We start from the raw sequence: 15,066 nt of genomic DNA, 5'->3' as shown, positions 1-15,066 counted from the left end.
TCCAGTAGACAAAAAGGTGGGTGATGGTACTCCGTGTCGCATTCAGCCGCACAGGACCATTGGCACGCGTCTCGCCTGCACGCATCCTTCACACTTCAATGCCTAGCTTTTCGTCCCTCACAGGGGTAATGCTCATTTCAACGTGGACGCAGCAGCTTCTACGGCGTCCGTGCTGACGGACCCTTCCCGACAACTGCGATTGCTGATCGACAGCGTGCGCGACCATGCGCTGTATCTGCTTGATCCCGATGGCAGGGTATGCAGCTGGAACCCGGGTGCCGAGCGCATCAAGGGCTATTCAGCCGACGAGGTCATCGGTACCCATTTCGGTCGTTTCTATCTGCCTGCCGATCGCGAGGCGGGTGAACCGCAGCGCCTGCTCCGCCTTGCAGCGCAGCACGGCCATCATGCAAGCGAGGGCTGGCGGGTCCGCCGTGACGGCTCTTCATTCCGCGCCAGCATCGTGATCGAACCGGTCTCCGAAGCCGGCGAACTGCTCGGCTTCGTCAAGATCACCCGTGATATCACCGAGCAATGGCAGGCACAGCGGCTGCTGCGCGATGCCCAGCGGGCACTGCGCCATACCCAGCAGTTCGAAACCGTCGGCCGACTCAGCCGCGGGCTGTCGCATGAGTTCAACAATCTGCTGACCACCATCGGCAACGCGCTGGACCTGCTGTCCCTGCGCGTCAGCGGTGACGACGTACGCGCCGCCGAACTACTGGATGCTGCGCAGACCGCCACCGACCGCGGCGCCCTGCTGACCCGCCAGCTGCTGGCCTTCAGCACCGGCCAGACGCTGATCCGGGAAGCAGTGGACATCAATGCACTGGTGCAGCAGTGGCTGCCCGACCTGCAGCGTGCCTGCCCTCCTTCGGTCGTGCTCGATGCCCGCTTCACGCCGGATCTGCCACCGGTCAGCACCGATGCGATGCAGCTGCAGACCGCGCTGGCCAACCTGGTGGCCAATGCCGTGGAGGCGACCCTCGACGGTGGTCGCATCCTGGTCTGTACCGCGCTGGAACATCGCCTCGACCCGGATGCGGACACCACGTTGCAACGTGGCTACGTCACCCTCAGTGTCTGCGACGAGGGCCATGGCATGGCCGCTGAAATCGCCGAACGGGCAACCGAACCGTTCTTCACCACCAAGGACATCGGCAAAGGCAGCGGCCTGGGCCTGAGCCAGGTGTTCGGATTCACTACCCAGAGCGGCGGCTTCGTCGACGTGTCCACCACGCCCGGTGTCGGCACCACGGTCAGCCTGCTGCTTCCCGCAATGGAGGAACCTGCCCATGACCGATGACCCGATCCGTGTATTGATGGTGGAGGACCAGACCGATCTTCGCGAGATGATCGGCCTGGCCCTGCGCGATTTCGGCATCGACGTGGCGACGACCGCCGATGCACACGAAGCGGCCGCCCTGTTGAAGGGTGAAGCACGCTTCGACGTGGTGTTCAGCGACATCAGCATGCCCAACGGCATGTCCGGCATCGAACTCAGCGAACATGTGGCGCGCGATCAGCCGCAGGCGCGGATGATCCTGTCATCCGGCTACGCCCGCTCGCAGCTGCCGCCGCTGCCCGAGCAGGTCGAGTTCCTGCCCAAGCCCTATCGCCTGCGCCAGCTGGTGGAGCTGTTGAAGCAGGCGTGAGGCCTGCCCGGGCAATGCCCGGCACGTCCGTGCCGTAGAGCCGAGCCCACGCTCGGCTGCCTTCCTCAATAGCGTCCTACGAGGTTCAGATACCAGCCGCGGTGGGTGTAGTCGAACTTCGTCAGGTCATCGCTGAAGTCGGTGAAGTTGTAGCCGACGCCGACGCGGAAGTTGCGGCCGATATCGCGATCGACACCGGCCAACCACCCCTGACGGCGGCCGCCGTCACGCACATCCAGCAGGCGGTATTCCAGCAGGCCATGCCATTGGTAGTACAGGTCGTAGCGCAGCTGTCCCGAGGCAAAGCTGGTGGCTGAATCGAACCACGGGCCGGTGCCACGCCCGTAGCGCACCTTGCCTTCGCGGCGGGCGGCCTTCGCCGCCACTTCCCAGCGCTGATCGATGCGGTAGACCCCTTCCAGCGACAGCACCTGGGTGCGCTGGTCGTAGTCCACGCCGTTGACCTGGCCCATTGTCGACAGGTCATACAGGTAGCTGTAGCGACCGAACAACGCCCAACGGTCGTTGTCCCACGGGCGGTAGGCGAAGCCGAGGTTGCCTTCGATGAAGCGCGCGCCCGCGACCGGATTGATCGCATCATCGGTATCGGCGTAGTTGAAGCGCGCCGCAATGCGCCAGCTGTCGTTGAGGCGATGGCTCAGCCGGTTGGTGCTGACCCACTGCGTGCGCCGCTCCGCGCCGGTATCGCGGCGCCACTCCAGCTTGCTCTGCCACTCGGTGCCCGGCGAGGTACGCCCGCCGGACAGGCTCACCGCCTTGCGGTCGACCTGGCCGGTGCTGGCGTCGAGCTTGCCGTTGCTCAGCGTGAAGCCCGCATTCCAACCCACCGCTGGATAGAAATCCATGCCGAAGGTGTGCGCCAGCCCGGACTCCTGCCCGGATTTCAAGAACTGGCTTTCGTTGAACACGTTGACCTGGTCGGACAGCCGCCAGCGCTGGCCCAGGGTCCATCCATCCTGCGCATTGGGGCTGAACAACGGGTCATACTCGCTGCGGTCGGTCGACTGGGTAAACGCACCGTAGAAGCTGTGCTGCGGGGTCAGCCGGTACTCGGCGTTGATCTGCGCCGCGGTTCCGCGATCGCCATCGCTGACTTCAGCGCCGACGGTGGACAGGTTGGCAAAGGTCCAGGTGCCGCCAGCCACCACCGCATCGTTGTCGGCATAACGGCCGTGGTCGTCGTCCACGGTCAACTGGCCACCGCCATACACATCCAGCGAGGTGCCGATGCGATGGGTGTAGCGTGCGGCCGCCAGCACGCCGGCCACGTTGCCGCCACTGCCGCGATCCTCCTGCACCCGGCGCAGCTCGGCCGACAGTCGATCGTTGTCGCCGATCCGCCATTCGGCGGTTGCCTGCGCCTGGATCAGCGACTGCGCGCCACGACGTGCCTCGCTGTAGCGCGCGTACAGGCTGAAGTCGTCGGTCACATAGCCGAGCAGCTCAGCGCCCTGCTCGCGCACGCGCTGGCCGGTGTCGAAGCGCCCAACCGAGTAACCTCCGTCCACCTGCCGCCACCAGGCACCGGCGCTCCAGTCGCGCTGGGTCCAACCCAGCTCGCGCAGGTTGATGCGGGCCTCGACCGCCGTCGCCTCACCTTCGCGCGGCCCCTCTGGATTGAGCCGGCTGAAGCTGAGTCCGCCGTTGTCGGAGAAGAACACCGGCGCACTGGTCGCCTCGCTGCGGCTGTGCTCCACCTTCAGGTAGGTACCGCGGCCTGCCTGCAGAGTCAGGTCCGCACCCTTCAGCGAGTAGTCCTGACCGGCGCGCTGTTCGTCCACATAGGTGGCGCCCACCGCCACGTGATCGCCGAACCAGTGCTTGCCACGAACGCCGGCGGTGATGTCATCACTGTCAAAGCCGGTCGGCACCCATTCGTAGTCCACAATCAGGCGCTGTTCGTAGCCGTCCAGCGGTACGTCGCGACTGATCCGGCGCAGGTTCTCGCGGCTGACCTGGGCCAGCGGCCGGGTCAGCAGGATGCGGCCCTGCAGGGCATCGATCTCGTAGTCGGCGCCGCGCACCATCGGCACGCGTTGCTCGACACGGCCGGTGGTACGGTCGCGGATCTCCAGCACCACCTGGTCCGAGCCACTGAGGATGCTGGCATGGCGCAGGTAGTACAGGCTGCCGCCGGTACCGATGAACTCGCTGTGGCCGGGCGCGGTTTCGGCCTGCGACCCGAACAGGCGCAGTTCGCTGCGCGCATCGCCCCAGGCATTGGCACCACGGGATCGCCACGACAACGCCGCACCGTACAGAGAGCGCACATACTGCGCGTACTCGGTGCCGGTCAGCCCGGTGTTGTAGTTGCCCCACAACGCCTGGTTCTTGTCCCAGTCCAGGCGCAGGTAGAAGCGCCCCATGCTGTCCACATCGCGCTGGGTCAGCGAATCATCGCCGTAGGTCGGGTAGTACAGGTCGGGGTCGAGGCTGCGGAACAGGTCGCGCGGATCGGCGGTGGTGAAGCCGGTGAACAGCTCGTCCAGCGGACGGTTCTGGGTGTCGGCCTGCGCAGTCAGAAGGTAGCGGCCACGGGTCTTGGCCTTCAGGTAGAAGGCCAGACGACCATCGCTGAGCACGTCATCGTTACGCTCGCCGCGGGCAAGGTCCTGCCCCGCCCCGCTGGCCTTGTTCTGGTACACGGTGATGTCGGCCAGGCCGACACCGAACAGGTACCGGCCACTGACATCGACCTCCAGCGTGCGTGCGATGGCCGGCGCATCCGGCCGTTCGACGCGCACGTCGAAGGCGTGGTGGCCGATCGGCATCAGGTACTCGGCAGCGAACTTGCGGTCCTGGTCCAGCGGATAGCTGTCGCCGTTGATCTTCAGCGCGGCGCCGAGCGGCAGGTCACGGCCACGCAGGCGGACCCGCGAGCCGTACACCGGGATGTTCTGCTGGCGCAGGCCGTTGCTGTCGAACACCTGCTGCAGCAGCGACAACGACGCTGCCTGGTTGGCATCCACCGCAGTCCCGCGGCGGTCCTCCAGCGCGTCACGCAACTGCTGGTTGCCACGCTCGAACTCCGCCGGGGTCACCAGCTGCATGGACTGCGCGGTGGTCTCATCCACATTGCCCTCGGCATCGAAGGCACGCAGCACATAGACCAGGCGGTCGCCACGACGCAGCGGTGTCGAGGCCGGCAGCGTGCCATCCCAGCTGCCCTGTGCGACGGCGGCCACCGGCAGTTCGAACTGCGCCAGCGGTGCAACGCGGTCGGTGTCGCTGCCGCGATAGAGGCTCACTTCCAACCGCTGGATGAAGGCGGTGTAGTTGCCACGCACATAGAACTCGACCGGTCGCACGATGCGACCTTCGTCGAAAGCGACCATGCCCGGTGCCGACACCGACAGTTCTGGCTGGCCCATGGCCGGGTCTTCGGTGGCCCAGATCGCGCCCCCTTCCGGAAGGCGGATCATGAACTCGCCCCGGACCGTCGCTTTGCCTGGTTCATCGATCGCCACGCTGACCCGGCGATCGGGCTGCAGCGCCTGCGAGCTGGAACGCGTCGAGGTGCCTTCGGTCACCGGCTCGTCATAGCTGCGCGAGCGCAGGCTGAACAGCAGTTCGCCCTCGGCATTGCACTGGTTGCCGTCGCAACGGATCGGTGTTGGCTCGGCGGCGGGCGGCGCCGCCTGGACGGCACCGGCCAGCCCGAGCAGCATCGCCTGGTACAGAACGGCGCGCTGCAGGTGGGCCGCGCGACGCGCGGTAGAGTGATGCGCGCTCATCGGCGTGCCTCCTGTTGGCGGGCGGCCGCGCGGGTGGCGGCGCTCTCCTCGTTGCGCACGCGCAGGCGCTGCTGCACGGCTGGGCTGAGCTGACTGCGCAGCGCCTCGAACACGGCATTGGCACGACGCAGGCCCAGCGCCTGGTTATAGGCATGGCTGCCGCGCACATCGGTGTGCCCGACCAGGCTGACCTGACCACCCCCCATCTTCTCCAGGCGCGCGGCGATGGCCGCCAGCAGCGGCTTGAACTCCTCGCGAACGACCGCCTTGTCGGTGTCGAACAATACGTTGCCCAGCAGCGCGCCAGCGGCATCGACACCGGCCAGCAGCGAGTGCGGATCCTGCACGTCGGTACGCAGCTGCACGGTCAGGCCTGCGCGCGCACTCTCTGCCACTTCGGCCTGCAGCGCATCGCGCACCACCGCCGCACGGGCGAATGCCAGCGCCTGGCTTTCGCCATTGGCCGCGATCACCACGTCCCCGCCCTGGTAGCGGTCCACCACCTCGGCCATCTTCGCCAGCACGGGGTGATAGCTGGCACGCAGTTCGCTGCTACCCGGAGCGAACAGAACTTCGCCGAGGGCGAGCTCCATGCGTTCGGTCGCAGCCTGCGGCGACGGTGGCAGGCGCACGCCGAAGCTGAAGCGCGTCGGCACGCCTTGGGTGACCCGTCGCAGCAGCGGATTCTCGGTGGTCAGCTCGGCTCCGGCCGGTATCGTGGCCGGGTCCAGCTTGATGATGAAGTTGCGCCCCAGGCGTGCATCACCGCCGTGGACATCGGCCAGGTGGTAGCGCCCGAACGGATCGGTCTCCACCAGCAGGCCTTCCACCGTGGCCAGGCGCACGCCCGGAATGCCCTGCTCCTGGATGCCCTCGTTGCCGATCACATAGGCCACTTCGTAGCCATCGGCCACGCGTGCGATCTCACGGCGGACGGTCGGCGCGGCGGCGGTCAGGCCCTTGCCGGCATCGCCACTGAGCTGCACGCTCGTGCCCCCCTGCGCATCCATCCGCAAGCGATGCCCCTGTTCGCTCTCCAGCACGAAGTCATCGCTGAAGGCCAACTCGCGCAGGCGCTGGCGCAGCACCACCTGATGCACCTCGACGGTGTCGGAGGTCGACGCGCGTCCGTGCACCACGCCGATCTGCACGCCATGCAACAGCGGCGTACTGGCATCGGCCAGCGGTTGCGGGCCTTCACCACGGTCCAGCGTGGTCGAGCCCGGCACATAGGCCGCAGCAGCGAACCCGCCTTGCACTCGCACGCCGCTCAGCTCGGCACTGTCCTGCCAACCGTCGCCGTCGCGATCGTCGAACACGGTGCCGAACACCAGGCTGTCTTCCAGCAGCGGGTCCGCATCCATCGCCACTTCAGCAGTGGCCACGTTCGACAACGGACTGCCGTCATCGGCAGTCGCTACCGCCTGATTCACGTGGGTACCGCTGCGCACACCGGCGCCCACCCGCAGCAGATAGGTGATGGTGGCACTGCGACCCACCGCGATGTCCACCGCACCGATGCGCAGCGGCGACTGGCTGCTGGCCAGCGCGAATGCGCCGTCATCGTCGGCCACGCGCATCGAGCCATCCACGTAGCTGAAGCCCGGCGGTGGTGTATCGACCACCACGCCATCGCGCCAGTGGCTGCCTCCCACGTTCTCCACCACCAGCTGGTAGCGCACCAGGTCGCCCACTTTCACCCGACGCGGGTTGGCGGTCTTGGTGATGCGCAGCGAGAAATCAGAGATCACCTTGTGATGCGTCTCGCAGGTCGTGCACTCCGGGGGCGGCGAGCCATCCGGGTACTGCCCGCGCAGACGATTCAGCACCTGGGTCCGCGCTTCCTGGTTGACGATCGCCTGGTAGACGTATTCGTGGCGACCAACCGGTGTACCGCTCGGCACCGTGCAGGCGATGTCCGCGCCCTGCTGCGCACATCCAGCGGGCAGGCTTTCGATGCTCAACCCTGCATCAGGTGTATCGACCAGCTGCAGCGGCTGGCGCAGGGCAGCGCGCTCAACGGTGGCAACCAGGGTGTAGCTCAGGCGGTCACCTGGGCGAACATCGGTGCCGCTGGCCGGGCCGGACTGCTTCTCCAGTACCACACGCGGGTCGGCCAACGCATGTTCGGTACTGCAGTCGCCGCTGCAGGTGGGCGTATCACCGCCACCGCCGAGCACCGCATTGCGTACACTGCCGGTGGCCTGCGCATTGACTCGCGCGCGATAGCCCAGTGTGTAGGTGCCCGGCGCGGTCCCGGCCGGCAGCGTGCACACCAGTGGGTTGCTGCTGTTGCAGGTGAACGGACCGGGCTGGGTGACCGACTGCAGGTCCAGGCCGCGGCCCAGCGTATCGGTCAGGGTCACCACATCCAGCGTCTGCGAATTGGCGACCGTCACCTCGACGCTGTAGTCCACCGCATCACCGATATCGATCGGCGCCACCGTGCTCGATTGCTTGCGGTAGGTCACCACCGCCGACAGCACCGGCGTGGTGGTGCCGCAGTTGCTGGTACAGGTATTGGTGCCGGTGCCACTGCCCAGCACCGCATTGCTGACGCTGCCCTTGGCCTGCGCGTTCACCTTTGCGGTGTAATCCACCGCATAGGTGCCCGGCGCGGTACCGGCCGGCAGCGTGCACACCAGCGGATTGCTGGCGTTGCAGCTGAAGCCCTGGCTGGCGGTGACCGCGCCGAAATCGAGACCCGGGCCCATGGTGTCGGTCAGGGTGAACAAGGACGTGGTACGCGAACGGCTGACCACGGCGGTGAGCGTGTAGGCGATGCTGTCGCCCACTTTCACCGCACCTGCAGCGGCCGAGGTCTTGCGGTAATCGATCTCGCTGCCTGCCACGGGCGTGGTGGTATCGCAGTTGGCCGTGCACGACGGATTGTCGCCACCACTACCCAGCACCGCGTTGGTGACCTGGCCGCTGGCCTGCGCATTCACTACGGCGGTGTAGGACAGGCTGTAGCTGCCCGGCACGGTACCGGCCGGCAGCATGCACACCAGCGGATTGGCGGCATTGCAGCCGTAGGCGCCTGTGCTGGTCACGGAACCGAAGTCCAGACCGGTGCCCAGGGTGTCGGTCAGGGTCACCACAGCGGTGGTACGCGAGTTGGTCACCACCGTGGTCAGTGTGTAGGTCAGGCGATCGCCCACCGACACCGGACCGGTGCTGTTCACCGACTTGGCGTAGCTCACGCCCGGCGTTGCCACCGGCGTGGTGGTGTCGCAGTTCACGCTGCACGACGGCGTGTCGGTGCCGCTGCCGAGCACGGCATTGCGCACGCTGCCGCTGGCCTGTGCGTTGACGGTCGCGCCGTACGTAAGGCTGTAGGTGCCAGGCACGATGCCCGCCGGCAGTGTGCAGACCAGCGGATTGGCGGCATTGCAGGTGAAGGCTCCCGCACTGCTCACGCCTGCGAAGTCGAGGCCGTTGCCGAGGGTATCGGTGAGGGTGAGCACACCCGTCGTGCGTGCACGAGTCACGGTCACGCTCAGCGTGTAGTCGATGCGGTCACCGACGCGCACCGGGCCGCCGGTGGATGCCTGCTTGGCGTACACCACCTGCGGACTGGCCATCGGCGTGGTGGTATCGCAGCTGCCCACGCAGGACGGGTTGTCGGTGCCGCTCGGCACCACCGCATTGCGCACCTGGCCGCTGGCCTGCGCGTTGACGATGCCGGTATAGGAGAACGCGTAGCTGCCCGGCACGGTGCCAGCCGGCAGCGTGCACACCAGTGGGTTGCCCGGCACGCAGCTGAAACCGCCGGCATTGGTCAGACTGCCGAAGTCCAGGCCGGTACCCAGCGTATCGGTCAGCGTGGCCACCGCCGTGGTACGCGCATCAGCCACCACCACGGTGACGGTGTAGGCGACGCTGTCGCCCACCGCGACCGGACCGGTCGTACTACTGGCCTTGGAGACCGAGATCTTCGGTGCCGCCACCGGGGTGGTGGTGGTGCAGTTGCTGCTGCAGGTCGGCGTATCTGTGCCGGTGCCGACCACGGTGTTGACCACCTGGCCGCTGGCCTGCGCGTTGACGGTGGCGGTGTAGCTCAGGCTGTAGGTGCCCGGTACCGTGCCGGCCGGCAGCGTGCACACCAACGGATTGGCCGCATTGCAGGTGAACGAGCCGGCATTGCTGACACTGCCGAAATCCAGGCCGGTGCCCAGCGTGTCGGTCAGGGTCAACACATCGCGGGTATTGCCATCGGCCACGGTGACGTCGACGGTGTAGCTCACCGTCGCACCCACCGCGACCGGGCCGGCCGTGTTGGAACGCTTGGCATAGCTGACGCGCGTCACCGGCACGGTCACATCGCTGCGCGTGCAGTGGTCGGCGTCGGTGCAGCTGCTGCCCGGCGTTGGCGGCGTACCGTTGTTGAACGGATCGTGGCCACCGCCCACGCTGGCGTGGTTGGTCAGCACACCAGTCGCTGCGGCGGTGACCGTCACCGGCAGGGTGAACGCTGACGTTGATCCAGCGCTGCCCGCTGCGGAGAGAACCTGGTTGCTGGTGCAGGTGACATCCTGGCCGCTGGCGGTGCAGCTCCAGTTGCCGCTCACATGCACGCCCGCCCAGTTCGCGACGATGCCGGCAGGCAGCTGGTCGCGCACGGTGATCACACCCGCAGGCACGTTCGGCGGGTTGCCGGTCGGCACGTCGCTGGTATTGCTCACCGTCAGCGTGTACTGGGTTCCGGCCTGGCCGTAGTTCCAGATGCCACCGGTAGCGTTGTTGCTCTTCACCACCTTCAGCGATGGCGCGGTGATGGTGATCCGGTGATCTTCCACCTCGCCGTCATCGGCCACGCCGGTCGGGTTCTGGATCTGCGCCGCGTTGGTGGCATAGCGCAGGCGCACATAGCTGGTGCCGGCACTCACTGTGTTCGGGACACTCCAGCTGAGGTTGGCCTGCCCGCCGCTGCACGCCGCGATAGCGCTGCGCTCATTGGCATCGAAGCTGCCATTGCGGTTGAAGTCGATCCAGCCAGCCACACTGCCACTGCCCACGCAAGCCACCGGTTGGTTGATCTGCGTGCCGGCCTGCATCACGGTCAAGCGGTAGCTGCTCGGCCATGCATCTTCTTCGCGGCTGCCAGCAACGGGCGAGTTATCGTCACCCAGCGCATCCAGGCTGTAGCTGCTCTGCTGTTCGGTATCCGGGCCGAGGCTGCCGAGAAAGTCGGTCAACGGCGGCGCCAGGCCGCCCGGTGTGTACGCCGCGGTGTTGATATTGAAGTTGCTGCTGCCCTGCGGAATGCCATCGGAGCGGAACTGCAGGTCATCCACCACGTGCATCGCATCGCCGTAGCTCCGCGGCGCATCGCCGAAGTCGGCGTAGGGCACCAGCAGGCCGATGGCGATGGCGGTGGTCCCGCTGCCACGCATCGAGAAACCCATGTTCACGGCCAGGTTGCCAGGCGCATGCGCAGCGTTGTCGAAGCTGAGGAAGGTGACCGCCGCCGTGTTGTCGTCGTTGCCGGGGCCGAAGCGGATCACCTGGTTGGCGCCGCTGGTCGACTTGTTGACCAGATACGGCGTGCTGTTGGCCAGGTTCTTGCGGACCTCGACCACGTTCCAGGTGCCCTGCGCGCTGGCCTCAACGAACTCGCCACTGTTGTTGATCGACTCGGCGTCGGCCATCACCACGCCACGCAGGCGATAAGGCGCCCCCCCCACGGTCGAGGTGCAGGTGATGCTGAAGCTGGATGTACCACCGGCACGCGCAATGCCGGCAATCAGCTGGTTGCTGCTGCCGGTACCGCCGATGTTGTACAGATCGTCGAGGCTGTCACCGCCAAAGTTGCCGGGACGATAGCTGCGCAGCACGTTGGTCTCGGCCGTGTTCAACCGGCAGTCGACGCGCAGGTTGATGCCCGATGCGATGGGCAGGTCGATCGATGACGTCGCACCATCGTTGAGTACGACGTTGTTCACTCCGTTGGCACCGCCGCCCCAGGTCAACCACAACACCGTGTTGCGATACGGGCTGCTGCCGCCGGTCGCATACGCGGCCGCCCACCCCAACGACGGCACTGCCATCGACAGCAGCAACAGCAGGCCGCGGGTGATCCAGCGCCCGGGTTTTGAGCACTGCTGGGTTTTCTTGGGATGAACGCATCCACCGCCCGCGCGAATGCGCGACGTCGTCGACTGCCACATGGTGATTTCCCCGGTCGGCTCGCGTGGAGCCGCTGTTCAGTGGGTCGCGTGGGACGAGCTCATGGGCCTGGCCACACGCGCGGACGCACGTTCTGCCGGCTCCATGGCCACTACAACCGTCCCTGGACCCCGTTGGTCAGGTATGAAGTTCTGCAACTACGATACCGCACCGCAACAAAAGTGTGATGAACGTCTCATTTAAATTTGCCGCTTCCGGCGTTATTCGACGACCACAGTTGTAGCAACCCGGAAGTGCGACACCGTGCACGATTCCGGCAGTGCGAACGCCCTTTCCGGCAAGACGTCACGCGAATTCGGCGCGAGTTGCACGCCGCAGCACATCGCGGCGCATTGCGCGCCGCGGACACCCCTATCAGGCCGTCCTAGCACCATGACGGAACGATGCGAGCAGCGTGGAAGCTGCAGATGCCGGTGCCATGCGGCCACGCGCAAGCGACCAGGTAATGCCGTAGAAGCAGGTCCAGTAGAAGTCCGCCAGCCACACCGCGCTGAATTCGACGTTGAACTCGCCTGTCTTCTGACCACCCAGGAAAAAGGCTTCGAATCGATCGCCTATCGTTGCCCAGCGTTCTGGCAGCAGATGCAGGTCACCCTGCCGCTGCTGCTCTTCCATCATCCGCGCGAACACCAGGGTCACCAGCTCCCAATCGGCGAGCAGCGTGGTGGTGACCTGCTCCAGCACATGCTGTGCATCCGCGCCATCGTCGAACCAACTGGCCGCTGCCTCCAAGCGCTCGAAGCCTGCGGCGAACAACGCCTCGTCGATCGCCTCGCGGGTCGGCGCGAATCGGTACAGGGTGGCGCGACTGATGCCGGCACCCCGCGCCAGCTCACTGAGCGTGCAGCGCGGATGACTGACCAGGGTGGCCGCCAGGGCGTGGTGCAGGTCGCGGCGTGGGCGGGCGGTGGCGGGTCGCATGAAAGGGTCGGAAACAGGGGGTACGAACACGCTAGCATGAATCATCAATTAATAAGCTGAATCAAAATTGATTCACTCGAATCACAGATGCGCTACAACGGAGCTGCGTCCGGTGCACCCGGGTCGGTGCATGGCAGGGAACGCGTCACAGGCATCGAAGGAGAAAGGCCATGCTGCATCCACTGCGCGATATCGCTGTGCTGTTCGATGCCAGCGACATCGGACAACGCGTACTGAACATCGCCTCCCACCTGGCACAGACACAGCAGGCACATCTGGTCGCAGTGTCCACTGCCCAGCATCCCACCGACATCGCCAACGGCTTCGCGCGTGGCGCCGGCATCGCCGCCGCGCTCGATCATGAAGCGCGCGCCGACGCGGCCTGTACCGCACAGTTGATGCAGAACCTGCGCGCACTGTCCGAACCACTGCAGATCAGCACCGAGCTACGCATCGTTTCGGATTATCTGGGCGGAGCCGACCTGGCCCTGCAATCGCTGTACTGCGACCTGATCATCGCCGGCTATCCGCATACACCCGGGGCCCCCAGCGGCTGGCGGCCCCTGGGCACACTGCGCCAGACCGGCGTGCCGATGCTGCTGGTGCCGCCGCACTGGCAAGGCGATCAGGTCGGCCGCCGCATCGTGGTGGCCTGGAATGCCAGCAAACAGGCGCGTCGCGCAGTGGCCGATGCGCTGCCGCTGCTCGCCCGTGCGCAGGCCGTGCACCTGCTGATGGTCGACACGCCCAAGACCGAAGGCGCACCCGGTACCGAGATGGCCCAGCATCTGGCGCGGCACGGCGTTGAAGTGGAAATACAGGCGATCAACTCGAGCCAGGGCGGCATCGCCGCGACCATCCGCCAACACGTGCTGGACGCCGAAGCCGATCTGCTGGTTCTGGGCCCCTACAGCCGCAGCCGGGTGGTGGAGCGCGTGCTTGGCGGGGTCACCGAGGACCTGCTTGCCGAAGTGCCGGCGCCGCTGTTCGTATCGCACTAGTCCCACCCTGCCCCGCTCGGCGGTAGCCGGTCAGCGATTGACCGGTATGCCGCCGGAAATACCGGCACAGGTACGACGCATCCTCGAAACACAGGCGATCGGCAATGCGTCCGATCGGCAACTCGCTGTAGGTCAGCAGCGCCTTGATCTCCAGCACCACCTGGCGGTCGATCAACGCCTTCGGCGTTTCATCGAAGCATTCGCGGGTGAGCTGCGAGAGATAGAACGGGGTGATGCACAGCGCCTCCGCATAGGACTGCACGTCACGCTGGCGCGTGCTGCGCTGGCCCACCAGCTCCCAGAAGTTCCAAGCCAGGCGTTCTCGCCGGCTGACCTGCGCGGGCACCCTCTTCTGCTTCGGCAGCAACGTGGCCATCTTCAGGAAGAAGCTCTGCAGCAGATTGCGCAGCATCACATGGCGGTGCCGTCCACCGTTGTGCTGCGCGTCCATCATCAGCTGCAGCCACCCCTGCAGCAACGGCACATCCAGCGGTGATGGCCTGCAGTGCGGCTGCTCGTGCAGGAACTGGAACAGCGCATTGGGCAACACATAGGCCACCTCCGATGCCAGCGCCTTGGGCATCAGACAGACCATCACCACGAAACCACGCGAGCGCTGGCGCAGCAACGCCAGCGTGTCCTCGGCCAGCACCAGCACATCGTGCCGTTGCATCGCCACCTCGCGAAAGTTCAGCGCAAAGCGCGCTCGCCCGGACACACACACCAGCACCGCCAGGTAGGCATGCCCGAATGACAGCGGGACGCCCTGCCCCTCGGCCAGCGTGCTGACCTCCAGGCGCATGGATTCGTCCTGATCCAGAAGCTGGGGTATGCGGTCCATGGGCCGATCCGGCTGGATTCCGGGGCACAGCATAACGGGCCTCGGCATTGAGTTGTGAAAAGTACCGAAATCATCAAGGTCTGGCCCTGTGCCCGCGATGCGCCGGAACCTAGCCTGTGCACTCTCTTTCCGTATCTGGAACTGCCATGCAGCTACACACCGAACGCCTGATCCTGCGCCCCTGGCGCGACACCGATGCCGCCGATCTGTACGAATACGCCCGCGACCCGCGCGTGGGCCCCATCGCCGGCTGGCCGGTGCACACCAGCGTCGAGGAAAGTACCGAAATCATCCGCACCGTCTTCAACCAGGCGGAGGTCTACGCACTGCAGAGCCGCGAGGACGGCCACGCGATCGGCTGTGTCGGCATCCTGATCGGCGCTGACAGCAATTTCGAGATCAGCGACCGCGAAGGCGAGATCGCCTACTGGATCGGCGTGCCGTACTGGGGACGCGGGCTGGTGCCCGAAGCAGTGCGTGAAGTGATGCGGCACGCCTTCATGGATCTGGAGCTGGATGCGCTGTGGTGCGGCTACTTCGCCGACAACCTGCAGTCGCTGGCCGCGCAGAGCAAATGCGGTTTCCAGCATCATCATACCGAGGTGGACAAGTTCAACAGCTTCCTCGGCGACTACCGCACCGAGCACATCAGCCGCATCACCCGCGAGCAATGGTTTGCCTTGCAGGCCACCTTGCCGGAATGA

At 66.1% G+C, this 15,066-nt stretch carries 8 protein-coding genes; 4 read left to right on the top strand and 4 right to left on the bottom strand.

The annotated features are described in order from the left end of the window. The first annotated feature begins 142 nt into the window (after positions 1-142). Positions 143-1,306, top strand: a complete 1,164-nt coding sequence (locus ACZK2G_RS09500; RefSeq protein ID WP_426353627.1) for a two-component system sensor histidine kinase NtrB — start codon at positions 143-145, stop codon at positions 1,304-1,306. Beyond that, positions 1,296-1,655 carry a response regulator gene (locus ACZK2G_RS09495; protein WP_006362973.1) on the top strand — a complete coding sequence of 120 codons (360 nt, stop codon included), beginning with the start codon at positions 1,296-1,298 and terminating at the stop codon, positions 1,653-1,655. The genes ACZK2G_RS09500 and ACZK2G_RS09495 overlap by 11 nt, the downstream gene beginning before the upstream one ends. Positions 1,656-1,720: 65 nt before the next feature. On the opposite strand, the gene ACZK2G_RS09490 is transcribed toward ACZK2G_RS09495, so the two are convergent. The 3 genes from ACZK2G_RS09490 to ACZK2G_RS09480 all read right to left on the bottom strand — a co-directional run bounded on the left by ACZK2G_RS09490 (position 1,721) and on the right by ACZK2G_RS09480 (position 12,520). Then, complete coding sequence (locus ACZK2G_RS09490) at positions 1,721-5,410, bottom strand: TonB-dependent receptor (RefSeq protein ID WP_478475359.1); 3,690 nt, start codon at positions 5,408-5,410, stop codon at positions 1,721-1,723. Then, positions 5,407-11,580, bottom strand: coding sequence for a CshA/CshB family fibrillar adhesin-related protein (locus ACZK2G_RS09485; protein ID WP_478475357.1), 6,174 nt, complete (start codon positions 11,578-11,580; stop codon positions 5,407-5,409). The genes ACZK2G_RS09490 and ACZK2G_RS09485 overlap by 4 nt, the downstream gene beginning before the upstream one ends. Positions 11,581-11,953: 373 nt before the next feature. Continuing rightward, entirely contained in the window at positions 11,954-12,520 is a 567-nt protein-coding gene (locus tag ACZK2G_RS09480) for a TetR/AcrR family transcriptional regulator (RefSeq protein WP_136638731.1), read from the bottom strand. Positions 12,521-12,690: 170 nt separating this feature from the next. Here ACZK2G_RS09480 and ACZK2G_RS09475 point away from each other — a divergent pair, with 170 nt between their 5' ends. Further along, positions 12,691-13,521 carry a universal stress protein gene (locus ACZK2G_RS09475; RefSeq protein WP_478475356.1) on the top strand — a complete coding sequence of 277 codons (831 nt, stop codon included), beginning with the start codon at positions 12,691-12,693 and terminating at the stop codon, positions 13,519-13,521. On the opposite strand, the gene ACZK2G_RS09470 is transcribed toward ACZK2G_RS09475, so the two are convergent. Continuing rightward, positions 13,469-14,362 (bottom strand): helix-turn-helix domain-containing protein, encoded by an 894-nt coding sequence (locus tag ACZK2G_RS09470; RefSeq protein ID WP_478475354.1) that lies wholly within the window; start codon positions 14,360-14,362, stop codon positions 13,469-13,471. The two genes, ACZK2G_RS09475 and ACZK2G_RS09470, sit on opposite strands and share 53 nt — an antisense overlap. A 146-nt stretch (positions 14,363-14,508) precedes the next feature. Between ACZK2G_RS09470 and ACZK2G_RS09465 the strand changes: the two genes are divergently transcribed. Next, positions 14,509-15,066, top strand: coding sequence for a GNAT family N-acetyltransferase (locus tag ACZK2G_RS09465; protein WP_478475352.1), 558 nt, complete (start codon positions 14,509-14,511; stop codon positions 15,064-15,066).

Source organism: Stenotrophomonas sp. 107298_Sma, assembly GCF_056480345.1.
This window is presented reverse-complemented; position numbering and strand designations above follow the sequence as displayed.